21 protein-coding genes are annotated in these 25,025 nt (G+C 60.3%); 12 read left to right on the top strand and 9 right to left on the bottom strand.

Annotated features, from left to right (window positions below; translation table 11 throughout):
* Positions 1-50: 50 nt before the first annotated feature.
* Positions 51-269, top strand: a complete 219-nt coding sequence (locus ATO10_RS01335) for an RND transporter (RefSeq protein ID WP_238323328.1) — start codon at positions 51-53, stop codon at positions 267-269.
* A gap of 56 nt (positions 270-325) precedes the next feature.
* Positions 326-715 carry an acyl-CoA thioesterase gene (locus tag ATO10_RS01340; RefSeq protein WP_035247010.1) on the top strand — a complete coding sequence of 130 codons (390 nt, stop codon included), beginning with the start codon at positions 326-328 and terminating at the stop codon, positions 713-715.
* A gap of 82 nt (positions 716-797) precedes the next feature.
* Here the strand turns inward: ATO10_RS01340 and ATO10_RS01345 are convergent, their stop codons facing one another.
* Together ATO10_RS01345 and ATO10_RS01350 are read right to left on the bottom strand one after the other, a co-directional pair.
* Complete coding sequence (locus ATO10_RS01345; RefSeq protein WP_051597883.1) at positions 798-1,664, bottom strand: alpha/beta fold hydrolase; 867 nt, start codon at positions 1,662-1,664, stop codon at positions 798-800.
* Positions 1,661-3,031, bottom strand: coding sequence for a M20/M25/M40 family metallo-hydrolase (locus ATO10_RS01350; RefSeq protein ID WP_035247012.1), 1,371 nt, complete (start codon positions 3,029-3,031; stop codon positions 1,661-1,663). Before ATO10_RS01350 ends, ATO10_RS01345 begins: the two co-directional genes overlap by 4 nt.
* A 130-nt stretch (positions 3,032-3,161) precedes the next feature.
* Between ATO10_RS01350 and ATO10_RS01355 the strand changes: the two genes are divergently transcribed.
* From ATO10_RS01355 to ATO10_RS01365, 3 genes are all read left to right on the top strand, one after another.
* The gene (locus ATO10_RS01355) at positions 3,162-3,737 is read left to right on the top strand and encodes a hypothetical protein (protein ID WP_035247015.1); all 576 of its coding nucleotides are present in this window, start codon (positions 3,162-3,164) and stop codon (positions 3,735-3,737) included.
* A 484-nt stretch (positions 3,738-4,221) separates the two neighbouring features.
* A complete protein-coding gene (gene hemA, locus ATO10_RS01360) occupies positions 4,222-5,445 on the top strand; it encodes a 5-aminolevulinate synthase (protein ID WP_035247018.1) in 1,224 nt (407 codons plus the stop codon).
* 118 nt (positions 5,446-5,563) lie between these two features.
* Positions 5,564-6,739 carry a helix-turn-helix domain-containing protein gene (locus tag ATO10_RS01365; protein ID WP_035247020.1) on the top strand — a complete coding sequence of 392 codons (1,176 nt, stop codon included), beginning with the start codon at positions 5,564-5,566 and terminating at the stop codon, positions 6,737-6,739.
* A 69-nt stretch (positions 6,740-6,808) separates the two neighbouring features.
* Here the strand turns inward: ATO10_RS01365 and ATO10_RS01370 are convergent, their stop codons facing one another.
* Together ATO10_RS01370 and ATO10_RS01375 are read right to left on the bottom strand one after the other, a co-directional pair.
* Positions 6,809-7,561 (bottom strand): DsbA family protein, encoded by a 753-nt coding sequence (locus ATO10_RS01370; RefSeq protein ID WP_035247023.1) that lies wholly within the window; start codon positions 7,559-7,561, stop codon positions 6,809-6,811.
* Between the two features lie 110 nt (positions 7,562-7,671).
* A complete protein-coding gene (locus ATO10_RS01375) occupies positions 7,672-9,021 on the bottom strand; it encodes a M48 family metalloprotease (protein ID WP_238323331.1) in 1,350 nt (449 codons plus the stop codon).
* A 55-nt stretch (positions 9,022-9,076) separates the two neighbouring features.
* On the opposite strand from ATO10_RS01375, the gene ATO10_RS01380 reads away from it, so the two are divergent.
* Both ATO10_RS01380 and ATO10_RS01385 read left to right on the top strand, forming a co-directional pair.
* Entirely contained in the window at positions 9,077-10,222 is a 1,146-nt protein-coding gene (locus tag ATO10_RS01380) for a pyridoxal phosphate-dependent aminotransferase (RefSeq protein WP_035247027.1), read from the top strand.
* Positions 10,223-10,350: 128 nt separating this feature from the next.
* The gene (locus ATO10_RS01385; protein WP_035247031.1) at positions 10,351-11,553 is read left to right on the top strand and encodes an N-acetylmuramoyl-L-alanine amidase; all 1,203 of its coding nucleotides are present in this window, start codon (positions 10,351-10,353) and stop codon (positions 11,551-11,553) included.
* Here the strand turns inward: ATO10_RS01385 and ATO10_RS01390 are convergent.
* Complete coding sequence (locus tag ATO10_RS01390) at positions 11,543-12,145, bottom strand: class I SAM-dependent methyltransferase (protein ID WP_035247034.1); 603 nt, start codon at positions 12,143-12,145, stop codon at positions 11,543-11,545. The two genes, ATO10_RS01385 and ATO10_RS01390, sit on opposite strands and share 11 nt — an antisense overlap.
* A gap of 142 nt (positions 12,146-12,287) precedes the next feature.
* On the opposite strand from ATO10_RS01390, the gene ATO10_RS01395 reads away from it, so the two are divergent.
* From ATO10_RS01395 to ATO10_RS01405, 3 genes are all read left to right on the top strand, one after another.
* A complete protein-coding gene (locus ATO10_RS01395) occupies positions 12,288-14,846 on the top strand; it encodes a penicillin-binding protein 1A (RefSeq protein WP_035248251.1) in 2,559 nt (852 codons plus the stop codon).
* Positions 14,847-14,927: 81 nt separating this feature from the next.
* The gene (gene prfB / locus ATO10_RS01400; protein ID WP_035247036.1) at positions 14,928-16,055 is read left to right on the top strand and encodes a peptide chain release factor 2; all 1,128 of its coding nucleotides are present in this window, start codon (positions 14,928-14,930) and stop codon (positions 16,053-16,055) included.
* Between the two features lie 252 nt (positions 16,056-16,307).
* Positions 16,308-17,084, top strand: coding sequence for a DUF2189 domain-containing protein (locus ATO10_RS01405; protein ID WP_035247038.1), 777 nt, complete (start codon positions 16,308-16,310; stop codon positions 17,082-17,084).
* 55 nt (positions 17,085-17,139) lie between these two features.
* On the opposite strand, the gene ATO10_RS01410 is transcribed toward ATO10_RS01405, so the two are convergent.
* The 4 genes from ATO10_RS01410 to bcp form a co-directional block, all read right to left on the bottom strand.
* Positions 17,140-17,685, bottom strand: a complete 546-nt coding sequence (locus ATO10_RS01410; protein WP_035247043.1) for a bactofilin family protein — start codon at positions 17,683-17,685, stop codon at positions 17,140-17,142.
* Positions 17,675-19,051, bottom strand: a complete 1,377-nt coding sequence (locus ATO10_RS01415) for a M23 family metallopeptidase (protein WP_081806388.1) — start codon at positions 19,049-19,051, stop codon at positions 17,675-17,677. Before ATO10_RS01415 ends, ATO10_RS01410 begins: the two co-directional genes overlap by 11 nt.
* Before the next feature lie 148 nt (positions 19,052-19,199).
* Positions 19,200-20,024: a ferritin-like domain-containing protein gene (locus ATO10_RS01420; RefSeq protein ID WP_035247046.1), complete on the bottom strand. Its 825-nt coding sequence runs from the start codon at positions 20,022-20,024 to the stop codon at positions 19,200-19,202.
* A complete protein-coding gene (gene bcp / locus ATO10_RS01425) occupies positions 20,021-20,482 on the bottom strand; it encodes a thioredoxin-dependent thiol peroxidase (RefSeq protein WP_035247049.1) in 462 nt (153 codons plus the stop codon). Before bcp ends, ATO10_RS01420 begins: the two co-directional genes overlap by 4 nt.
* A 108-nt stretch (positions 20,483-20,590) precedes the next feature.
* Between bcp and ATO10_RS01430 the strand changes: the two genes are divergently transcribed.
* Together ATO10_RS01430 and queA are read left to right on the top strand one after the other, a co-directional pair.
* Positions 20,591-23,872 carry a YhdP family protein gene (locus ATO10_RS01430; protein WP_035247051.1) on the top strand — a complete coding sequence of 1,094 codons (3,282 nt, stop codon included), beginning with the start codon at positions 20,591-20,593 and terminating at the stop codon, positions 23,870-23,872.
* Positions 23,869-24,918, top strand: coding sequence for a tRNA preQ1(34) S-adenosylmethionine ribosyltransferase-isomerase QueA (queA, locus tag ATO10_RS01435; RefSeq protein ID WP_035247054.1), 1,050 nt, complete (start codon positions 23,869-23,871; stop codon positions 24,916-24,918). The genes ATO10_RS01430 and queA overlap by 4 nt, the downstream gene beginning before the upstream one ends.
* The last annotated feature ends 107 nt before the right edge of the window (positions 24,919-25,025 follow it).

Below are 25,025 nucleotides of genomic sequence, written 5' to 3' on the forward strand. Positions count from 1 at the left end.
GCGGGGTGTTGGTAGGACGGCACCAACGCATTCGAAAAGTGGAATGAGATGTGCTGCGCGTTCTGGACGACACACCGGTAAGCTTGTTTTTGGTCTTGGCGCTGACCCTGGGTCTGGCACCGTTTCTGCCCGAACCGCATCTTTGGGAGAAGCTAAAGATGTTGAGCACGGGGGCGCTGGTCGCGCCGGTGGATATCTTCGATTTGGCGATGCACGGGGCGCCGTGGGTGGCGCTGGGCGTGAAGCTGGTGCGCATGGCCCGCGGCTAGGCCCGGTTGCGACGGTCTGAAATTCTGTCATTCTCTCCGGGAAACGGAGATGCGGAATGGATGATCACTATATAATGTCAGCTGAAAGCCCCACGGTGCGGGTGATTGCGATGCCGTCGGACACCAACCCTGCGGGGGATATTTTCGGCGGTTGGCTGATGTCGCAGATGGACCTTGCGGCGGGGTCGGTGGCCTCTTTGTATTCGCGCGGGCGGTCGGCCACGATTTCGGTGGAAGAGATCCAGTTTCAGCGGCCCGTGAAGGTTGGCGACGAAGTGTCGATCTATACCGAAATGTTGAAAGTCGGGCGCAGTTCGATGCGGATACTGGTCAAGGCCTATCGGCGGGCGCGGCATCAGGAGAAAAGCGAGCAGGTGACCCAGGCGGTGTTTACCTTTGTGGCGCTGGACGAAAACGGGCAAGCGCGCCCGGCAAAGCCGGCGTAACTGCCGGGTCGCTCCCGCCCATTGTTGCCCGCTGGCGCGGGCGCCGCTGGTTGGGCCGGGCGCGCGCCTGCGGCGCGCGGGCCTATTGCAGAGAGGTCAGAAATTCTTGCAGGACCGCCGTGGTTTCGTCTGGGTTTTGGTCGATAAAGAAGTGGCCGCCGGGGATGGCCTTGGCCTGCATGTCTGAAAGCCGATCCGCCCAGGTGGCTGGTATATCATAATGTTGCGCCATGGCGCCGTCGGCCCCGAACAGCACCAGCGCGGGGCAGGTGACCTGTTTGGCCAGATCGGCGGTGTCGAGGGCGAGATCTTGGGTGAGCGTTGCGCGGTAGTCGGCGCACATGCCGCGGATCGTGTCCGGGTCGCGCCAGCTTGCGCGATAGGCTGCCAGTTGGTTGGGATCAAAGGCATCGAGTGCGGAGGCGCCCCAGCTGCCGACACAGCTTTCAAAATAACGTTCCGGATCGGCGCCGATCATCTGTTCGGGCAGCGGGAACGGCTGCGCCAGAAAGAACCAGTGGTAGTAGCAGGCGGCGACCTGCGGTGTCAGGGTGGTCAGCAGATGCTGCGTCGGGACGATATCCATCAAGGTCAGCGATTTTACCCGCTTGGGGGCGTCCAGTGCCATGCGGTGCGCGGTGCGCGCGCCGCGGTCATGGCCGACCAGGTGGAACTGATCAAACCCCAGCTGCGCCATCAGGCCCAGCTGGTCGGCGCCCATGTCGCGAAAGCTGTACCCTGCGGCCGGTTTGTCCGATCCGCCATAGCCACGCAGATCAGCGCAGATGACGGTGTAGTTTTGCGCAAGTGCCGGGGCAACACGCGCCCAGAGTGCGCGGTTTTGCGGAAATCCGTGGAGCATCAGCAGGGCAGGGCCGTCGCCGCCCCGGCTGTAGGCGATATTCACCCCATCAACGGTGGCCAAATGATCGGCGAAACCCGGTATCACGACAGGGCCTCCAGAATGCGGGCCCAACTGCGGATGCCCTTGTGGAAGCACTCTAGATCGTATTTTTCATTGGGCGAATGGATCGCGTCGTCGTCGCGGCCAAAGCCGATCAGCATGGCATCCATGTCCAGAATGTCCTTGAAATACCCGGCAATCGGGATGGAGCCGCCGCAGCCGACATAGGCGGCCTCGACCCCCCATTCATCGGACAGCGCCTTGCGGGCTTGTTCAAACGCCGGGGCGTCGATCGACATCTGGCTGGCGGGCGAGGCGCCGTGGCCGTGGAATTCGACGGAACAATCGGTGGGCAGGCGTTCTTGCACAAAGGCGCGGAAGTTATCGCGGATGGCGTGCGGGTCTTGCGTGCCGACCAGACGGAAGCTGATCTTGGCGGAGGCTTTCGACGGCAGCACGGTTTTGAACCCATCGCCGGTGTAGCCGCCCCAAATGCCGTTGACCTCGGCGGTGGGGCGGGACCAGAGCATTTCCAGCGCGGTTCGGCCCTGTTCGCCGGCCGGGTCTGATAGGCCCACGTCGCCCAGGAAGGTGCCATGATCGAAGTTCAACCCGTCCCATTGGTCGGCGACGGCTTCGGGCAGGTCGGGCACGCCGTCATAAAAGCCGGGCACGGTGACGCGGCCCGTGTCATCATGCAGATCGGCCAGAATGCCGGACAGCACCCGGATCGGGTTCATCGCAGCGCCACCGTACATGCCGGAGTGCAAGTCTTTGGAGGGGCCGGTGATGGTGATCTGTTCCCCCAGCAAGCCGCGCAGCATGGTGACGATGGCCGGGGTGCGGTCGGCGAACAGACCGGTGTCGCAGATCAGAGCGATATCGGCGCGCAGCTCATCGGCGTTTTCCTGCATGAAAGGCACCAGAGAGGGGGAGCCGGATTCTTCTTCGCCCTCAAAGAAAAACGTGATGCGCGCGGGTAGGGTGCCGTTGACGGCTTTCCAGGCGCGGCAGGCCTCGACGAAGGTCATCAGCTGGCCTTTGTCATCGGAGGCGCCGCGGCCACGGATCACTTTGCCCTTGGCGGTGTCTTCCAGCTGCGGGTCGAACGGGTCACGGTCCCACAGATCAATCGGATCAACCGGCTGCACGTCATAGTGACCATAGAACAGGATGCGCGGGCCGTCCTGATCGCCGTGCGCCACGACCATCGGGTGGCCCGGCGTCGGGCGTTTCTGCGCGTCAAATCCCAGATCTTGCAACTGGGCAACCAGCCAATCCGCAGCGGTGTCACAATCGCCTGCGAAGGCAGGATCGGTGGACACAGAGGGGATGCGCAACAGATCCAGCAGGCGGGCAACGGCACTGTCGAGATCTTCGTCGATGCGGTCAAGAACGGCGTTCAGACTCATCAGGGGGGCTCCGGGGTAAGATCGGGTGTTGATCGTGACCCTAACAGTGCAGGCCGCACTGTCCAGAGGGGGTGACGTGTGCCAGTGCACAGGGTAGGGTGCGCGCGTTTTTGACAGCGGAGTAAACGGAATGCGCGGTTTTTTGGGAGTTGTGTTGGGTGTGGCGTTGGCAGGGGCAGCGACGGCTGAACCAATCGGCGGCAAAGAGGCCCGAAAACAGGTGTTTTCGCTGAAGGGCGCGCAGGTTGATGTTCTGGACGTGGAAGGGTTGAGCGATCAGGACCGCGCCATTCTGGAACAGGTTGGGGCGACCCAGTTCTATTATGCGGCCATCGCCATGTCGCCATCAGAAGGGTTGATGTCGAATTCTTTGGTCGCGGCGGCCAATTATCATGACGTTGAAAACGCGCGCACGGCCGCCTTGGAGGGCTGTGACGCGCGCCGCGAGTCAGAGTCTGAGAGCTGTGTGATCGTGGCCGAGGTGCGCCCGAAGGACTATGAGCCGCGCGATCTTGAGCTGTCATTCGGCGCGACCGAGGCCCTGCGCAAAGACTATCGCAAGGGCAAGGGGGCGAAGGCGTTGGCTGTCTCTCCTTCGACAGGTAAATTTTCCGTTGCCAAAGAGGAAGGCGCGGCTGAAATCGCGATTTCGACCTGCGCAGAGCTGTCAGAAGCCGAAGATTGCATAGTTGTTGTGCAAGACTGACCACTTATTTGGCGAATCATCGGGCATTTGCGCGAATTGACCGAAATCAAAGTGCTGTGCGGTGCGCTCGTCCTAGAAGCATGATTGACAAATGGTCGCAGTCGACCGGAACGCCTGTTTCCTATAGGTATAAAGAGCCTTGGGAAAACCGGCAGAAAGTTTGGGGAACGCAAAGATTGGGTGGCGACAAGCCAAATTAACATCTTTAGTTTTCTGAATGTGAAAACTGTGGCACAAGGGGAAGGTCCGGGAATCGGATACCGTGGAGCGGCTGGATAGTGGAGGAGAAGGCCGCCTCATGTAGGGAGGAGATGGGAGCGCGCAAATAGGTGCCCCAACCGGATCAGGCGAAGATCGCTTCGCTGGCCTTTCCCCTAGGAATAGCGTATCGCACCTTCTGTGGTGTTGATACATGAAGGTAGCGCGCAGGGGAGACCCTTGCCAGCAAGTGGGCCGCAAGGCCTTAAGATGAAGGAGAAATCTGGTGGACTATACCGCGGGATTGGACATCGCCCTGAACCGTTTGCATGAAGAGGGCCGCTATCGCACCTTCATCGACATCGAACGCCGCAAAGGCTCTTTCCCGCACGCTGTATGGACCCAGCCGGATGGCTCGGAAAAAGATATCACCGTTTGGTGTGGCAATGACTATCTGGGCATGGGCCAGCACCCGGTCGTTCTGGCCGCCATGCACGAAGCGATTGATGCGACGGGCGCAGGCTCGGGCGGCACGCGCAACATTTCGGGCACCACCGTTTATCACAAGCGCCTTGAGGCCGAACTGGCCGACTTGCACCGCAAAGAATCGGCGCTGGTTTTCACCTCGGCCTATATCGCCAATGACGCGACGCTGAGCACCCTGCCCAAGCTGTTCCCGGGGCTGATCATCTATTCCGACGAGCTGAACCACGCTTCGATGATCGAAGGTGTACGCCGCAACGGCGGTGCCAAGCGCATCTTCAAGCACAACGACGTAGATCACCTGCGCGAACTGCTGGCCGCCGATGATCCGGCTGCGCCCAAGCTGATCGCGTTTGAATCGATCTATTCGATGGATGGCGACTTTGGCCCGATAGAGGCGATCTGCGATCTGGCGGATGAATTCAACGCGCTGACCTATATCGACGAAGTGCATGCCGTGGGCATGTACGGCCCGCGCGGTGCCGGTGTGGCCGAGCGCGACGGCCTGATGGGGCGTATCGATATCATCAACGGCACCCTGGCCAAGGCTTACGGTGTGATGGGCGGCTATATCGCGGCTTCCGAGAAAATGTGTGACGCGGTTCGCTCTTATGCGCCGGGCTTCATTTTCACCACCTCGTTGCCGCCGGCTGTTGCCGCGGGCGCGGCGGCCTCGGTCAAGCATCTGAAAACCGATCAGGCCCTGCGTGAGCAACACCAGACCCAAGCCAAGATTCTGAAACTGCGCCTGAAGGGCATGGGCTTGCCAATCATTGATCACGGCAGCCATATCGTTCCGGTGATGGTGGGCGATCCTGTCCACACCAAGAAGCTGTCGGATATGTTGTTGGAAGGCTATGGCATCTATGTGCAGCCGATCAACTTCCCGACTGTACCGCGCGGCACGGAGCGCTTGCGCTTTACGCCGTCTCCGGTTCATGGCCCCAAGGAAATGGACACGCTGGTTAAGGCGATGGACGATTTGTGGTCGCATTGTGCGCTGAATCGTGCCGAACTATCCGCCTAATTTTAACGAACGGTGCAAAGAAGCTTGTTCTGTGTTATAAACACCTTAAAAGAACCGTAAGATAACAGGGATAACGGTTCTGTGGGGACAGGAACGTGACAGGCAAAAGGCATCGCAAATGATCGGGCGCAAACAGCCGCCGGTCGCGGCTGGTGAAGAAGAACAACCTCGCGGCTTCGACGACTACGAGCTTCGGCTTGGTGACATCATGCGTGGCGAACGCGCCACCATGGCGAAATCCCTTCTTGATGTGCAGCGCGAGCTGAAGATCCGCGCGAATTACATTGCTGCGATCGAAAACGCTGATCCCACTGCATTTGAAACACCCGGCTTTATCGCAGGCTATGTGCGCTCTTACGCGCGCTATCTGGGGATGGACCCGGAATGGGCCTATCAGACCTTCTGTGAAGAAGGGAACTTCACCACAGCGCACGGGTTGGACAAGGCAGCATCTTCGGTCAAACCGCAGCCCCGCAAGAAACGTGGTGGTGATCCGCTGGCCGATCCCAATGCAAGTTTCGTTCCCCGTGGCGAGGCGATGATGTCACGGGTCGAGCCGGGCGCAATCGGGTCAATGCTGGTGCTGCTGGCGCTGATCGGTGGTCTTGGTTTTGGCGGCTGGTCCGTGCTGCAGGAAATCCAACAGGTGGAGCTGACGCCAGTAGAGCAATCGCCCGGCGTTTTGGCCGAGGTCGATCCGCTGCAAGGTGTCACGCTTGATGGGGCCGAGGCTCTGCCGCAGGAAACGGCTGTGGCCAACGCTGATCCGATGGAACGTCTTTACCGCCCACGTGCACTGGATGTGCCTGTGATGGTTGCCCGGGATGGGCCGATCTCTGCCCTGGAGCCCGGCGCGCTGAGCGGGATGCCCGCCGCGCCGCGTGCGCCGCAAATGGCCGCGCTGCCCGAAGCCCCGCAATTGGATGCTGGATCGCAGATTCAGGTGGTCGCCGCGCAAGCGCCGGAACTGGTCATGATCGCCATGCGACCGGCTTGGGTGCAGGTGACGTCAAGCGATGGCACGGTGGTCTTTGAAAAGATCATGGATGCTGGTGAGCAATATGTCCTGCCCAAATCTGAAGAGCCGCCCAAGCTGCGGACCGGTTATGCAGGCGCGGTCTTTTTTGCCGTGAATGGCACGGCCTATGGCCCATTGGGGCAGGGTGGAACCGTCATGAAAAACGTCGAGCTGACTTCCGCAGCACTGACTGAGAAATTCGCCCAGACGGACTTGGCGGAATACCCTGAAGTGGCACAGGCTGTCGCCGCGCTTGCGCAGCCGGTCGCAGAGTAACCTCTTTCAACATCACATGAAAAAGGCGGGCCCAGGCCCGCCTGATTTGTTTTTAGGAATGGGGTGCGCTTAGTTGGCGCGGCTTTGGGCCACCACCTGACGCATCCCTTCCAGCGGGACATAGCCACGCAGCAAGGTTTCTTTGACCACAAAAGTCGGGGTGCCCGCGATCTGCATGCGTTGCGCCAGGGCGCGGTTGGCGTTGATTTCATCATCGACCTGCGCCGACAGCATCACGGCCATCACCTCGTCGGTGTCAAAGCCCATCTTGTCGCCCAGCTTGGCCAGACTTTCGACCGAAACATTGCCACGGAATTTGATCAGCGCGTCATGGGCCTTTTTATAGGCATCCGCGCCTTCGACCAGCTTGGTGGCGATGGCAAAGCGGGACGACAGGTCCGAGGCCTCACCAAGGATCGGGAACTCTTTGACGATGAAGCGGATGTTGCCATCCGATTTGATCAGTTCGGCCACTTCGTCATGGGCCTTGCGGCAATAGCCACAGCGGTAGTCGGTGAATTCAACAATCGTGATATCGCCTTCGGGGTTCCCCCCCACCCAGGAATAGCCGTCGTTAAACAGCGCCTCGGCGTTTTCAATCACAAGGGCGACATCCGCCACGGTCTGCTGGCTGGCCTGCCGGTCTTCGAGCACCGCGATGGCTTCCATCAGCACTTCGGGGTTTTCCAGAAGATAGGCGCGCACCTCGGCCCGGAAGGCCTCGCGCTCGGCTTGGCTTAGGGCGGATAGATCGGTGGCGAAGGCCGAGCTGGCCATCAGGCCCAACGACAGGGCTGCGCCGGAAATCATTTGGCGGATCATTGTATGTGATACTCCTTGTTGGCACGGGTCGGTCCGGCCTCGGTTACCTATTTCATAGGCGATGCGGGCCGTCCATGGCCATCACAACCCTGTGACATCTGCGGGCCCGGCTATTTTTTGCGTGCCACCCTTTTCGCCGCAACGACAATATCTTCGGCGCGCCTCCAGCCGCTGGAGCCGCGCGGCAACAACCCCATGGCACGTTGGGCGTGGGTGGCGGCGGTGCCCAGTTTGCCCAGAACCGCATAGCGCTCAGCGGTTGCCAAGGACGCCATGCCATTGTTGCCGGCACGCGCATGGGCGACGGCCAGATCGCGCAACATGCGCGGATCGTAGGGATCGCGGGCATAGGCTTTGTTCAGCGCCGAAAGAGCGCGGCGATTGTTGTCTGACGTGTTCACCGCCAAAAGCGCCCGGCCATACCCCGCAAGGATCAGCGGCTCGGACGGCGCAAGGTTGACGGCGCGGTTATAGGCGTTGACGGCGGCGGCGAAATTGCGGCTTTCCAGCAAAATCTGACCGCGCAATTCGTGCCCAAAGGCGTCTTGGGGGCGCATGGCGATCAGCTTGTCCATCTGGGCCAGTGCTTTCTTGGTGTCTGGCTTGCGGTGATAGGCAACGGCGCGGCGCATCACTGCGACATCGGACTGGTCTTTCTTGCCGACTTTGCGCAGCGTGAACGAGGGGTTCTGGATGAACGCCCCCAATTTGCCTTTGGCGCGGGCGAACCAGTATTCGGCTGTTTGGTTGGGCGGCTTGGTGCGGTCTCCGTACGCCGCTGCCAACCCTTTGGCCGCGCGCAGACGTTCGGCGGGCAGCGGGTGGGTCACCACATAGGGATCGCGGCGGCCCACGTTCAGGGCCTCTTGTCCGCGAAAGATTTCCAGCACGTCGACCATGGCATGGGTATCGATTCCGGCCCGCGCCATATAGCGTGCACCGGCTTGATCGGCCGAGGATTCTTCGGCCCGTGTATGGCCAAAGAACACGCGCTGTGCGGAACTTGAAGATCCAGCCGCCAGACCGATTGCCGCCTGTGTTGATCCGGTGGCGGCGGCGGCCAGTGACAAGGCAAGGCCAAGTGCCGCAGCCCGGCCTGCGCCGCGATAGTTGGCCATGCGGCGGGTCAGGTGCCCATTGGCGATATGGGCCATCTCATGGGCGATCACCGCCTGCAGCATTTCTGAATTGTCCATTTTCAGGATCAACCCGGAATGCAGAAATACCGTGCGTGTGTCTGCGACAAAAGCATTCAGGCTGCTGTCATTAATCACCATGATCCGCAAGCTCGACATGTTCAGCCCGGCCTGTGCGGCCAGCGGCGCGGCCAGCTGGCGCAGGGCGAACTCGATCTCGGCGTCGCGGATCAGCGATTGCGCCCGCGCCATCGGCGCCAGCAGCATGGCGAAACACAGGATCAGCGCAGTGCTGATCCGGCGCAGGGGCATTTGAGTCGGCATTGACGTAACCTGTTCACCTTGAGACAAACCGTTAGCGCAGTCTACGGAGGGTCGGATGCGAAGTTCAAGCCGTGGTGAGGTTGATCCCTTTATCGTGATGGATGTGATGGAGGCCGCCCGTAAGGCAGAAGAGGCCGGGCGCCACATCATCCATATGGAAGTGGGCCAGCCGGGCACACCTGCACCCGCCGGGGCGCGCGCCGCATTGGCCGATCAGATGGGCGATGACGCCATGGGCTACACCGTGGCTTTGGGCCTGCCCGCGCTGCGCGCGCGTATCGCAAGGCTTTACAAAGATTGGTACAATGTCGATCTGGACCCGGAGCGGGTGATTGTGACTTCGGGGTCGTCGGGGGCGTTCTTACTGGCGTTTACCGCGTTGTTTGACACGGGCGACAAGGTCGGGATCGGCGCGCCGGGCTATCCGTCGTACCGGCAGATTCTGCATGCGCTGGACATCACCCCGGTCATGATTGAGACGGCAGCGGAAAACCGCTTGCAGCCAGTACCCGGTGATCTGCCCGGTGATCTGGCCGGGTTGATGGTGGCCTCGCCTGCGAACCCTTCGGGGACGATGCTGGGCGCGGATCAGCTGCGGGCGCTGATTGATGCCTGCGCGGAGAATGGAACAGCGTTCATCAGCGATGAAATCTACCACGGGATCGAGTATGACAAAAAGGCGGTGAGCGCGCTTGAGATCAGCGACGATGTCTATGTGATCAATTCGTTTTCCAAGTATTTCAGCATGACCGGCTGGCGGGTTGGCTGGATGGTGGTGCCCGAGGATCATGTGCGCAAAGTGGAACGTCTGGCGCAGAACATGTTTATCTGCGCCCCCCATGCCAGCCAGATTGCGGCTCTGCACGCGATGGAGTGTGACGCCGAGTTGCAGGCCAACATGGACGTCTACCGCACCAATCGCACCCTGGTGATGGAGGGGCTGCCCAAGGCCGGGTTTGACCGGATCGCGCCGCCCGATGGGGCGTTTTATGTGTACGCGGATGTCAGCCATCTGACCAATGACAGCCGCGCCTTTGCGGCTGAAATTCTGGACAAGGCCGGGGTGGCGGTAACGCCGGGGCTGGATTTTGATGCGGCGCGTGGGCAGGGGACCTTGCGGTTTTCCTATGCACGAGCGAGCGAAGATATTCGCGAAGGGTTGCGACGGCTTGCGGCGTTCATGGCTTCTCGGGCGGGGTAACCAAATTGCGCCGCGCTGGTCGCGCGGCAAGATGATTCTGGTGGCCGGGTGGGGGCAGGATGTGATCGCACGCGTGGTTTCAAGCCGCGCCCGGGGGTGTTAGGATGCGGTCAAAAGGCTGAGGTCCGATGAGCAGGTTTCTGAAAACGGTGTGTGTGCTGTGGCTGGCGCTGTGTGGTGGGGCGCAGGCGCAGGACCTGTCGGCTTTGGCGCGGGCCGAGCCCGAAGGCTCTGTGGTGCGGGACTCTTTTGGCGGGATCGTTCTGGAAGTCGGTCTTAGCCAGCCGGTGCCCTATAAGTTGGCCCTATTGGCCGCACCGCCACGTCTGGTTGCGGATTTTCGGGAAGTTGATTGGCGCGGGCTGGATGCCGACGCGTTTGACCTTTCAGATCGGGTCGAGGCGGTGGCGATGGGGCCGTTGATCCCGGGCTGGTCGCGTCTGGTGCTACAGATGGATGGGCCATATGTAATTGAGGCTGCTGCCCTTACGGGAACGAACTTGCGGGTGGAGCTGGCCCCGGCCAGTGCCGAAGACTTCGCGGCCAAAGTGTCTTTGGCCCAAACCGCGCTGCGTGATCTGCCGGAACCCGCGCAAGTGCCTGCGCCGCGCACACGGCAAGATGGTGTGCGGCCTTTGGTCGTGGTGTTGGACCCGGGCCATGGCGGCATTGATCCGGGGGCGCAGCGCGATGGCCATAAAGAGGCAGATCTGGTGCTGGGGTTCGCGCGCGAGCTGCGCGATATGCTGCGCCGCACGGGGATGGATGTGGTACTGACCCGGGACGCCGATATATTCGTGCCCCTGGAATCGCGGATCACCATCGCACGGGCGGCAGGGGCAGATGCGTTTATTTCGCTGCATGCGGATGCATTGCCTGAAGGTCATGCCAGTGGTGCGACGGTCTATACCTTGTCTGAAGAAAGTTCAGACATCGCCGGGAAGTTGCTGGCGGAACGTCATGACCGCAGCGATCTGTTGGCGGGGGTGGATCTGAACGCCTATGACGACGTGGTGTCGGATGTGCTGATGGATCTGGCCCGGCTTGAGACCGCGCCCCGGTCAGATCAACTGGCCGATACGGTGGTGGCGCAGATGCGTGTGGGCGTGGGGAACCTGCACAAACGCCCGCGTCAATCCGCCGGGTTTTCGGTACTGAAAGCGCCGGACATCCCGTCGATCCTGATCGAACTTGGCTTTATGTCTTCGCCACGTGATCTTGAGCATCTGCTGGACCCGGTCTGGCGCGGTGTCATGGCCGCAGCAATCCGCGATGCTCTGCTGCAATGGGCGCAGGAGGATGCGGCGCAGGCCGGGCTGCTTAGGCAGTGATGCGTTTGCGCGCCATCCAGACCGAATGATAGTCACATGTCGGGTCTTCGGGGGTGAAGGCCAGTTCTTGGAAGCCGTGGCTATCCAGCAGGTGCCTGTATTCTTTTGGCGAAAGCGAGCTGTGATAGATCGGGCTGCCTTCGACCTGACCTATGGCCTCGCCCGCGTCGGGGCCCGAGGTGAACATCAGGACCGCACCCGGGGCGGCATGGGCGGCGAAGACCGCGAACATGGCGCGCTGATCATCGGGGCTGAGATGAAAGAACGAATCCCACGCCAGGATCACATCGAATTGCCGATCCAGTGACAGGCTGCGCATGTCTGCCATGATGGCTTGGTGCCGGGGCAGGAGGGCGGAAAACATCTCGATCATATCGGGCGTTGCATCCACACCGGTCACCTGCGCCCGGCGATCCGCCAGATAGCGGGCGATAGGATCACCTGCACCGCAACCCAAGTCCAGAACCTGACGTCCGGGGGCGTGATTGAGCGCACGATCCAGCCAGCCCCTCTCGAACAGGGTTTTGGTGCGGTTCGCGGCAAAAGCGCGGGCATGTCGGGCATAGGTCGGGAGAATATCATCGGGTGTCATGAGGCGCAGGTAGGCCTGTGCGGGCCGCGCCGCAAGACGTGATCTGAAATCGTGATCAGATGGGCAGGAAACAGCCAGTTACTTTTGACCCGCAGCCGATGGCCGCTTATATAGCGGGGGACTGCGCGTGGGAGCCAAGCCTTTGATCCGTTTTATCCTGTCCTTTTTTGGGTCTGTTTTCAGCCTGATCACCAGTGGGCTGGTGGTTGCTGCGCTTATGGTGGGCGCCATCTTCTGGATGTATGCGCGGGATTTGCCCAACCACGAAGAACTGGCCAATTACGCGCCCAAGACCATCAGCCGGATTTACTCGGGCGAGGGGCGTTTGATCGACGAGTTCGCCGAAGAACGCCGCCTATTCGCGCCCTCTGACGAAATTCCTGATCTGGTGAAGGCCGCTTTCATTTCGGCGGAAGACAAAAACTTTTATGTCCACAAGGGATATGATCCGCGGGGGATGGCGTCGGCCTTCGTCGATGCGGTGCAAAGCCGGGGTCAGAACCTGCGCGGGGCATCGACGATCACCCAACAGGTGATGAAGAACTTTCTGCTGTCGGGCGACCGCACCGGAGAGCGCAAGATCAAGGAACTGATCTTGGCCAGCCGGATTGAAAAGACGTTGAGCAAAGACCAAATTCTTGAGCTCTACCTGAACGAGATTTTCCTGGGTCAGAACTCTTATGGGGTGGCGGCTGCGGCGCAGACCTATTTCAACAAGACACTGTCAGAGCTTGCGCCGCAGGAAGCGGCCTATCTGGCGGCGCTGCCCAAGGCACCATCGACCTATCATCCGGTGCGCGAAGCAGAGCGGGCGTTGAGCCGGCGGAACTTTGTGCTGCGCGAGATGTTTGAGAACGGCTTTATCGACCAAGCAAACTATGACGCTGCGCTCGATGCGCCGTTGCTGACCGTGCAAAATGGCGATTACCCCGCCTTTCGCGAGTCGCTGCCGCCGCGGGACTATTTCACCGATGAAATTCGCCGCCAGCTTAGCCGTGATTTTGGCGAGGGCGAGTTCTTTGGCGGAGGCCTGACCATTCGCGCCACGATCGAGCCAGAGATGCAGACCGTTGCTGCCAAGGCTTTGCGCAGCGGGCTTGAGAAATACGACCGGGGCCGTGGTGTCTGGCGGGGCACCGGGGTGACAATCCCCACAGATCAGTTGGGTGCCGAGGAAAACTGGCGCGCTGCTTTGCGCGGCGTCAAAGTTTCCCGCGACATCGAAGGTTGGTACCCGGCTGTGGTGTTAGAGCTGGGCAATAGCTCGGCCCGGATCGGCATTGAAAGTGTCGCTGAAGACGAAGATGGCCATTGGATCCCGGCCAAGGATGTGACCTGGGCCCGCAAACAGTTGGAGGACGGCAAGCTGGGCAAGAAGGCCACTAAGGCCTCCGACCTGCTGGCGGTGGGCGATGTGGTCCATGTGCGTCAGATGACCAAGGACAGCGATGGTAGTTTCATCCGCTGGACCCTGCGTCAGGTGCCCGAAGTGCAGGGCGGTTTCATGGCGATGGACGTCAACACCGGCCGTGTGATCGCGATGCAAGGTGGGTTCAGCTACCAGGAATCCGTGTTCAACCGCGCCACGCAGGCCACCCGTCAGCCCGGCTCCAGCTTCAAACCGCTGGTCTATGCCACGGCGCTGGACAGCGGCTTTAGCCCCGCGACCATCGTGATCGACGCGCCCATCGAAATTGACAGTGGCGGCAAGATTTGGCGCCCAAAGAATGCTTCGAACAAGTTCTATGGCCCGACACCTTTGCGCACCGGGATTGAGCGCTCCAGAAACCTGATGACCGTACGACTGGCGCAGGAAATCGGCATGGACACCGTCGCGCGCTATGCAGAACGCTTTGGCGTGTATGACCGGATGGAGCCGTTTCTGGCCAACTCGCTGGGCTCGCAAGAAACCACTTTGTTCCGCATGGTTGCGTCCTACGCGATGTTTGCCAATGGCGGCGAGCGGGTGGAACCCACGCTTGTCGACCGGGTTCAGGACCGTTGGGGCACCACGATCTATCGCCATGATACGCGCAGCTGCACCGATTGCGAGCTTGCGAGTTTGGAACCGGGTAAATCCCCAGAAATTGTCAGCAACCGAGAGCGGGTGATCAATGCGATCACCGCCTATCAGCTGACCTCGATGATGCGCGGTGTTGTGGATCGCGGTACGGCGTCCGGGTCGGTCAATCTGCCGGTACCGACTGCGGGCAAGACCGGGACCACCAACGACGCCAAGGATGTGTGGTTTGTTGGCTTTACCAGCAACATCGTGGCGGGCTGCTACATCGGATATGACGTGCCGCGCAGTTTGGGCCGTGGGGCGTCAGGTGGCGGGATGTGTGGCCCGGTCTTTGACGCCTTCATGGAGGAAGCCACCAAGAAATACGGCGGCGGCAAGTTCAAAGTCCCCCCCGGCGGGCGGTTCATCAAGATCGACCGCTTCTCGGGCGCGCGCCTGCCCAATGATGCCTCGGGCGACTTTGTGGTGGCCGAGTATTTCCGTGATGGCGAAGAGCCGATCTTTGGCATCGGTGCGATGATTGATGGGGGCTTTGCCATGGGCTCGAACCTGCCGCTGTTTGGCCGGGGCGAGGGCGAACCGGCAACCGGCAGCGAGGTCACCACCGCAACCGGGCGTAAGGCCACTGTGGGGCCGAAAGCCAGCTTTGGTTCGGTCAGCTCGGGTGGGTTGTACTAGCGCCGCGCGCAACAAGGTTGCTTGCCCGCATCCTTGCTGCTTGCTATCACCCGGTCTCAGTCAAACCACAAGGATCACCCGATGCGCGCTGAAATGCAGAATATTGTCGCCGAGATCGAGAAGTCTCTGGGCCTGCTGGCGCAGCGGATGGATTACGAGACCGCGCCGCATCGGTTAGAGGAATTCAACGCCCGTGTTGAAGACCCCGATCTTTGGAACAACCCTGAAAACGCCCAAAAGCTGATGCGCGAACGCCAGACGCTGGTGGATGCGATGAAGACCTATGAGGGCATCAAGCAGGAACTGGCCGACAATCAGGAACTGATTGAACTGGGCGAGATGGAAGACGACGCCGAAGTTGTGGCCGAGGCCGAAGAGGCCCTGCGCGCCCTTGCCGAGAAATCCGCCAAGAAAGAACTGGAAGCGCTGCTGGATGGCGAGGCCGACAGCAACGATACTTTCCTTGAGATCAATTCAGGCGCGGGCGGCACGGAAAGCTGTGACTGGGCCTCGATGCTGGCGCGGATGTACGTGCGCTGGGCGGAAAAGAAGGGCTATAAGGTAGAGCTTCAGTCCGAAAGCGCGGGCGAAGAGGCGGGGATCAAATCCGCGACCTATAAGATTTCGGGCCATAACGCCTATGGTTGGCTGAAGTCGGAAAGCGGCGTGCATCGTCTGGTGCGGATTTCGCCTTATGACAGCGCTGCGAAGCGTCATACCTCGTTCAGCTCGGTCTGGGTCTATCCGGTGGTGGATGACAACATCGAGATTGAGGTCAACCCGGCCGACATTCGTATTGATACCTATCGCTCCTCGGGCGCGGGCGGGCAGCACGTGAACACCACGGACTCGGCGGTGCGGATCACCCACCATCCCACCGGGATTGTTGTGACCAGTTCCGAAAAGTCGCAGCACCAGAACCGCGATATCGCCATGAAAGCGCTGAAATCGCGTCTGTACCAGTTGGAGCTGGACCGCCGCAACGCCGACATCAACGCCGCCCACGAAGCCAAGGGCGACGCGGGCTGGGGCAACCAGATCCGGTCTTATGTGTTGCAGCCCTATCAGATGGTCAAAGACCTGCGCACCAACCACGAAACTTCCGACACCAAGGGGGTTCTGGACGGCGATCTTGACCCGTTCATGGCGGCGACTTTGGCGATGGACGTGGCGGGTATGTCGCGGGCAGACGCGCGGGCGGACGATTAAAGCGCCCCTTGGCCTTTCCTGATGCATCGCAAGATGGACGTGTCCTGCGTGCAGGTTCCGGCGTCGGTTGTGAAGGCTGGAGGGCGGTAATAAATACACCGAACACCCCGTGATGTTTCTGGGTGCTATGCAGCCCAATGGCGGCCTGTTTTAAGCTGTATCGAAAATACATATTCAGAGTCCGTTGATTGATCCGCATTTGCCGGTCATCCTGCCTTTAGCCCTCGGGCAAATAAGGGAGGAAATGGGAGTATGAGCAGTTCGGATACGCCGCAGGCCTCGGCTTTGCCCGCGATCAGGAGGATCGGGCTGACTGACCTGAAAGCGGCCCTACGGGCCGGGTGGCAGGATTTCGCGGCGGCGCCGGCCTACGGTGCGTTTTTCGGCGGGTTTTATGTGATTTGCGGGATTGCCCTGTTTTGGCTGACACAGGCGACGGGGCAGGTGTACTGGCTGGCTTTGGCGGTGTTTGGCTTTCCGCTGATCGGGCCTTTTGCCGCCGTTGGTTTGTATGAAGTGAGCCACCGGTTGGAGCAGGGTACGCCCCTGGTGATGGGGGAAATTCTAAGCGTCGTCTGGCATCAGCGGGCGCGGCAATTGCCATCACTCTGCGCCATCCTGATCTTCATCTTTCTGTTTTGGTCGTTCATCGGCCATATGATTTTCGCGTTGTTTCTGGGGCTGCAGACAATGACGAATATCTCAAGCAGTTACGAGGTTTTCCTGACCACGAACGGTTTGGGCATGCTGGCGGTTGGCACGATCGTGGGGGCCATTCTGGCGGGGATCGTGTTTGCCATTTCGGTCATGGGCCTGCCGATGCTGCTGGACCTTGAGATCGATTTCATCACCGCGATGATCCACAGTTTTCAGACCTGTCTGCAGAATTTTCGCACGATGGCCATCTGGGGGCTGATCGTGACCGTGCTGTTGGTGATCGGTATGGCACCGATGTTCATGGGGCTGCTGGTGGTGCTGCCGGTGTTGGGCCACGCCAGTTGGCACCTTTATCGACGTGCGTTGGACTGAACGAAAAAAGGGCGCCCAAGAGGCGCCCTTTTCGTAAGCTGTTCCCGCTGCTGGCTTAGCCTTTGGGGGCTGCCGGTTTCTGGCCCTGCTGGCCCGGTTTGGCTGCGGTTTGTTGGCCCGGCTTTTTGTTGCCATTGCCGCCCGTGATCGGGTCGTCCTGGCGCTGAACCGAGCCTTCGAAATGCGCACCGCTTTCGATGGCGATGGTCTTGTGGATGATGTCGCCTTCGACGCGCGCGGTCGAGGTCAGACGCACCTTGAGGCCACGTACCCGGCCAACAACGCGGCCATTGACCACAACGTCGTCTGCCACAACTTCGCCCTTGATCATCGCGGTTTCGCCGACGGTCAGCATGTGGGCGCGAATGTCGCCTTCGACAGTCCCTTCCACCTGAATGTCGCCGGTCGTGCGCAGATTTCCGGTCACGGTCAAATCCGTGGACAGAACTGATGCGGGGGGCTTGGGTTTGCTGGCCGCTGCCGCCGGGCGCTCGGCCGGTGCCGGGGCAGGGGCCTTTTTAGCTGCTTCGGGCATGGTTGGTTTCTCGGTTTCGCCGGCTTGCTTGGGGCCGGGTTCGTTGATCCTGCTTTTAGAAAACATCTCTCGCTGCCTTGATGTAGGTCATGGGGTTAACGGACTTACCGCCTACGCGCACCTCATAGTGCAAATGCGTGCCGGTGGACCGGCCAGAGTTCCCCATATCACCAATCCGATGCCCGCGCGAGACCCTTTGGCCAACTTCTACGCGGATATTTGCCAAATGGGCATACCGGGTTTCAATGCCAAACTCGTGCTGAATAATTACAAGGCGGCCATAGCCACTGGACCAGCCCGCTTTCTTAACGACGCCGTCCGCTGTTGCCAGAATCGGAGAGCCATGTGCCCCGGCCATGTCGATGCCGTCATGCATCTTGTATTTGCCCGAAATCGGGTGGCGGCGCATGCCATAGCCGCTGGTATAACGGAACGAGGTTTTCACGGGCATGGCAAAGGGGGTTTTCTCAACCGCCATGCGATAGAGGTTCAGCTTGTCCAGATCTTTGAGGATCGCGTTGGCGCGCAGACTTTCAGGATCTGACGGGGTTTCGCCCCGGGTCGACAGGGCGATCGGTGTCAGGGGACCACCACCCTGGCCCGAATACCCTTTGCGGACCTGATCAATCAGCGTGTCGGTGTTCAGACCGGCATTGCGGAACATGTCATCCAGCGGTTCAACGGAAATCGTCAGCGCGTCTTCAAGCTGTTCAAAGATGCGGTCGTTGCGATCCTGCGCCAGTTGATGTTCGTAATCCATCGCGGCGACCATTTCATAGGCCTGCGCGGCATCGGTGGCGATCAGATCACGTTCGGTGGCAGTCAGGTTCAGCGCGTCAGCCAGGAAGGTGACGGTTTGCTCCATGTCTTCCACATGACCCGCTTCGGTCTTGGTTGAGCCGGTGCTTTCAGCCAGCGCCAGCTTCATCTCTTCGGATTTTTCCAGCGCGCCGTCACGTTCGTTCATGGTGCGACGCAGGGTGGATTGGATCACGTCAATCCCGGTTTCCAGCTCTTTGCGGCGGTCTTCCGAGGCCAGAAGCTCGGATTGCATTTTCGACACTTCTTCCAGCGCGAGGGTGAAACGCATCTGGGCTTGTCGGGCTTCTTCTGCGCGGTTGTCGCGCTCGGCGGCCATGTCATTGAGACGTTGTTCATACGACGCCTGCTCGCGCTGCGCCTGATCGCGCAGGCTGCCCGCGCCCAGACTGTCCATTAGCAACAAAGCTGTTGCAATGATCGACCAACCCACAAGCGCGGCCGAGCCTGCCAGCGCAACAATCTGGGTCTCCGATGTCAGGCGGATGAACCGTGTTTCGGTATCTGATCTCAGGAACAAGCGTTGTTCCGGAAATCTTCGTTCAAGGACGGCGTGTATGCGCCGCAAAGTCGATAGTGCCAAACTGTCCCCCGTCTGCCTCACCCCAGCCATTCGGTGACGCATGCCCCAAAACCGCGTCTCGAACTGCATAGGGCATCGGCCACCGTGGCCGCAATGTTTTTGAGTGATTCTATCGGCTTGAATGGCGCAATTGCTATGAAATGGGCGGTAAACCGCCGATTCTTTGCTGCGGTTGCATTCAGGACACAGCGTCGTCTTCGGTCAGGGGCCAGTAAAAATCAGGCGGCAGCCCGGCGTCGGCGCGCTTTTCTTCGTTGAAGGGGGGCTTCAACGGGCCGTGGAAATACTTGCGCACCAATGCATGGAACACGTCCTTTGGATCCTGTTCATGCCGCCCGCACAGAAAGTGAAACCATTTGGACCCATAGGCGACATGCGCGACTTCTTCGGCATAGATCACCTCGAGCGCTTCGACGGTCTGGGTGTCTTTGGCCTGGCGGAAAATGTTGATCATGCCGGGCGTCACGTCCAGCCCGCGGGCCTCAAGGACCATGGGCACCACGGCCAACCGCCCCATCAGGTCTTCCACCGTATCTTCCGCTGCGCGCCACATGCCTGCGTGGGCGGGCAGATCACCGTAAAAGCTGCCGTGGGACTTCAGGCTGTCGCATATCAGGTTGAAATGCTTGGATTCTTCGTCGGCTGATTTGACCCAGTCGTCATAAAACCCGATCGGCATTTTCACGTCGGTGAAGCGCGCGATGATGTCCCAGTGCAGGTCGACGGCGTTCAGTTCGATATGCGCCACAGCATGCAGGATCGCCTTGCGCCCCTCGGGGCTGCCGGGGCGGCGGCGCGGCACGTCGCGCGGATCCAGCAGTTCGGGTTTTTCGGGGCGGGCCGGTCGCAGGGGCGGATTCGCGTGACCAATTTCAATCACCTCGCCAGCCTTGCGCGCCGCAAACCAGCGGGCGGCATGGGCGCGTGACAGCTTGGTTTTTTCGTGCCCGTCCGCAGTTGTGAGCACCTGTTGCGCCATTTGCGCCAAAGTCAGATCGCTCATAGCGCTTGTGCGGCCTCAAGCACGGCTTCGGCGTGACCGGGGACTTTCACCTTGCGCCAGACCTGCGCGATCGTGCCATCCCCGGCGATCAGAAAGGTCGCCCGTTCGATCCCCATGTATTTGCGGCCATACATGTTTTTTTCGACCCAGACGCCGTAGTCTTCACAAACCGAGCCGTTTTCGTCTGACAAAAGCGGCACGGAAAGTTCGTGTTTGCAGATGAACTTGGTGTGTTTTGCGACGCTGTCCTTGGACACGCCAAAGACCTTAACGCCGGCGGATTTGAACGCGTCCAACAGGCCGGAAAAGGCGATGGCTTCCTTCGTGCAGCCGGGCGTGTCATCTTTGGGGTAGAAGTACAAAACGACGGGCGCAGGACGCAGCGCCGTTAAAGTGATATCTTCACCTGCGTCATCCGGCAGGGTGAATTCAGGCGCGATCTGGCCGGTTTCGGGCATCTTGGGCTCCTTGAGGCTTTTGTTTACGGCCCCATCTGACTAGGGTCCGGGCGGTGAGGATAGGGCGCGCGCCGCCAGAGGCAAGAGCACAGAGGTGCCGTATTGGCGATGACCGACGAACAGACACCAAAACCGCCGCGACGACGACGGGCCAGACGCTTTGGCATCTGGCTGTTGTTGAGCACGGCGTTGCTGGTGGCAGTGTTCATGCTGGCGGTGTTATCGTTGACGGAACGCACCTTATCAATGCCCGATTGGGTCAGCGCCCGGGTTGAGAGCCGTCTGAACGCCTCTTTGGCGCCCGCGTCGGTGACCATCGGGGCGCTGGATGTCGAGTTTTCGCGCCAAAATCCCCCCCGCGTTCTGATGCGTGATCTGTTGCTGACAGATATGAACCGTCGCCCGTTGGTGCAGGTGCCCGAGGTTCATGTGACCCTTGCCGGAGACGCGTTGATGCGTGGTGCAGTAGAGCTGCGCAGTGTCGAACTGACGGGGGCTCAATTCCTTTTGCGACGCGATGAAAACGGTGAATTCGATCTGGCCTTGGGGGAGACCGTTGAGGTGGTCGAGGCCCCGACCATTGCGCAGGTACTGGAGCAGATCGACGCGGCTTTGGAAGTGCCCGCACTGGCCAATGTCGATTACATTTCAGCGGATGCGCTGGGGCTGACCTATGTGGATGCGCGCGCGGGGCGCGAATGGCAAATTTTTGACGGTCTGTTGGCGCTGAGCCAGGATGATCAAAACGTTGATATGCAATTGTTTTTCTCTCTTGATGGGCTTCAGGGGGCGCCATCAGAGGTCGCTATTACGTTCGACAAGGTCAAAGGCGAGCTGACATCTAACATGTCGACGAACTTTTCGGACTTGCCAGCGGGGGACATTGCCACCCAATCCCCGGCGCTGGCGTTTCTGACGGTGATTGATGCACCGATTTCAGGGGCGGTGCGCACCGGGGTGAATGCGGATGGATCTTTGGCACCGCTGAGCGCCGCTCTTGAGATCGGGTCTGGAGCATTGCGCCCTGTCCAAGAGGCGGCGCCGATCCGGTTCGATCAGGGCAAGGCCTATTTCAGCTATGCCCCGGAAAACGACAAAATCACCATTGATGAAATGTCGCTCAGCACGGCGGCGCTGACGGCATCGGCGGAAGGGCATGCTTATTTGCGTGATCAGGTGAATGGCTGGCCGACAAGTCTGGTGACGCAGATGCGCCTGCGCGAGTTGATCCTGACCCCCGAAGGCGTGTTTGCCGAGCCAGCCCGGTTTGAAAGTGGCGCGGTGGATTTGAAACTGGCGCTGGATCCGTTCACCGTGACTTTGGGGCAGGTGCAATTGTCTGACCCAGAAGGCGCGCAGTATCGCGGCGCGGGGACGATTAGTGCCCGATCAGATGGCTGGCAGGTGGCGGTTGATCTGCAACTGGACCAAATCACCGAAGCCGCTTTGCTGGGGATGTGGCCGGTCAACCTTGTCCCCAAGACCCGCACTTGGGTGGAAAACAACGTTCATGGTGGGGAAATCCATGACGTCAAAGCGGCTTTGCGGTTGAAGCCCGGTGTCGATCCGGTGGCGAACCTGTCCTATGAATTCCGCGATGCAACCGTGCGGTTCATGAAATCGATGCCGCCGGTTGAAAATGGTGCTGGGTACAGTTCGATTGCCGACAACAGTTTTACACTGGTGGTGGAAAGCGGTCAGGTCACCGCCCCAGAGGGCGGGCTGGTCGAGGCTGCGGGCACGGTCGTGCATGTACCTGATATCCGTCAGCGTCCGGCCAGAGGTGAAATTACGCTGAAAACCGAAAGTGGGTTACAGGCGATGCTGTCCCTGCTGGATCTGCCGCCGTTTCAGATCATGACACGCGCCGGACAGACCCCTGATCTGGCCGAGGGACGGGCGCGGACGGTTGCAAAGCTGAAGGTCCCATTCGTCAAAGGCACGCAGCCTAAGGATGTGGACTATACCGTCGCCGGGACGCTTATAAATGTGCGGTCAGACAAGCTGGTGAAGGGGCGGGTGCTGGCAGCGCGAACGCTCGAGCTGCGCGCTGATACGACGGAAGTCACGATTGGCGGGCAGGCCACGCTGGATGGCATTCCGGTGCAGGGGTTGTGGAGCCAGCGCATTGGACCAGAACATAAGGGCCAAAGCCGGGTGGAGGGCACCGTCGCCTTGTCACAGGCAGCGGTAGATGCGTTTAAGATTGGCCTGCCAAAGGGCACGGTTCTGGGCGAAGGGGTAGGGGATATCACGCTGGATCTTGCCCAAGGTGCGCCCGCGACGTTTGCATTGAGTTCTGATCTGAACAGGGTCGGACTGTCCTTGCCCAGCATCGGCTGGTCAAAACCCCGCAATGCCACAGGGCGATTGCAGGTCGCAGGGACTTTGGGGCCCGTCCCAACCGTCGACACCTTGGAGCTCGAGGCCTCGGGACTTGAGGCGCAGGGCGGGCGCGTCAATCTGCGCGAAGATGGCAGCCTGCAGGAGTTACAGTTTGAGCGGGTGCGATTGGGCGGATGGCTGGACGCACCAGTGGAGATCACCGGGCAGGGTGCCGGGCAGCCTTTGCGCACCGCCCTGACCGGCGGCAGCATCGACTTGCGGCGCAGTTCGCTGTTAAGCGGTGGCGGGGCAGGCAGTGGCAGCGCGGGCGCCCAGATTGATCTTGCTTTGGACCGTCTGACCGTGTCCAACGGCATTGCTCTGCGCAATGTGAACGGCGTTCTGTTGCAGAGCGGCGGCCTGCGGGGAGATTTCACCGCGACCATTGGGGGCGCACCGCTCAGCGTTTCTTTGACCCCGGCCGAGCAAGGTCCTGCCATTCGGGTGCGCTCTAACAATGCTGGTGGCGTTTTGCGCGGCGCTGGGATTTTTGAGAAATCCAACGGTGGCGAGATGAATTTGCAGCTGACCCCGCGCGCCGCGCAGGGCGCTTATGACGGGCGTTTGTTGGTGAACAATACCCGCGTCAGTGATGCGCCCGCTTTGGCCGAGCTGCTCAGCGCCCTTTCGATTGTTGGCCTGCTGGAAATGATGACCGGCGAAGGGCTGGTGTTTACCACGGTCGACATGCGCTTTGGCTTGACGCCCGCCGGATTAACAGTCAAATCCGGCAGCGCCGTCGGACCCTCGTTGGGGATCTCGATGGAAGGGATTTATGACTTCGGCAAGAATTGGTTGGACATGCAGGGCGTGGTGTCTCCGATATATGTGGTCAACAGTGTGGGCCGCGTGATCAGTAAGCGGGGCGAGGGGCTGTTTGGCTTTAACTACTCGATCAAAGGGAACCCGGACGCGCCGCGGGTGCGTGTGAATCCTTTGTCGCTGTTCACCCCTGGAATATTCCGCGAAATTTTCCGTTCGCCCCCGCCGGAGCTGCCGCAGTGAAACTTTCTGACTTTGATTTCGACCTGCCCGAGGCGCTGATTGCCACCCGGCCCGTAAAACCGCGCCCGTCGGCAAAGATGCTGGTGGCGCAGGGCACGCGCACAGAGGATTTGCATGTCTATGACCTGCCAGACCTTTTGTGCGCGGGGGATCGTCTGATCCTGAACAATACCAAGGTGATCCCGGCGCGTCTGTTTGGGCGACGCCTGCGCGAAACAGAGCAGGGGCTGGTGGAAGCCAAGGTTGAAATTACCTTGCTGGAACCGACGGCCCAAGGCGGGTGGCGCGCCCTTGCCAAGCCTCTGCGCAAGTTGAAAGCGGCGGAGGAGATCGTTTTTTCAGACGACCTGTCCGCGCGGGTGCAGGCTTTGGGTCAGGGAGAGGTTACGCTGGATTTCAACCTGTCTGGTGATGACTTCGACGCGGCACTGGCACAGGCGGGTGCGATGCCGCTGCCCCCCTATATCGCGGCAAAACGCCCGGCGGATGCGCAGGACAAGGATGACTACCAAACCGTATTTGCGCGCCATTCGGGGGCTGTGGCTGCGCCCACGGCCTCGTTGCACTTTGATGCCGATTTGCTGGATAAACTGCGCGCGCGCGGCGTGCAGTTTACCGAGGTCACGTTGCATGTGGGCGCGGGGACGTTCCTGCCGGTGAAGGTTGATGACATCGCCACGCACAAGATGCATGCCGAATGGGGCGAGGTCACCGCGCAGGCCGCAGCCGAGATGAACCAGACCCGCGCTGCCGGAGGGCGGGTGATCCCGGTGGGTACTACCGCTCTGCGCCTGATCGAAAGCGCGGCGCAGAATGATGGAACCATGCTCGCCTGGCAGGGCGAAACGGATATTTTCATCACCCCCGGCTATCAGTTCAAAATCACAGACGCGCTGATGACCAATTTCCATTTGCCCAAATCAACCTTGTTGATGCTGGTTTCAGCGCTGATGGGAATGGATCGGATGCGGCAGGTCTATGACCATGCGGTGCGCAACAACTACCGCTTCTTTTCCTATGGCGATGCCTCGTTGTTGATTCCCTAAGTTGTCGGCGCCCTACAGGACGCTGCCGAACAGCTTCTCTTTTGCAAAATCAGCTCTTGCGGCCCCGGAAGGGTTTTGAGACGCTGAAATTCCAGAGGAGGAGCAAC

The sequence above is a fragment of the Actibacterium atlanticum genome, from assembly GCF_000671395.1.
Taxonomy (GTDB): domain Bacteria; phylum Pseudomonadota; class Alphaproteobacteria; order Rhodobacterales; family Rhodobacteraceae; genus Actibacterium_D; species Actibacterium_D atlanticum.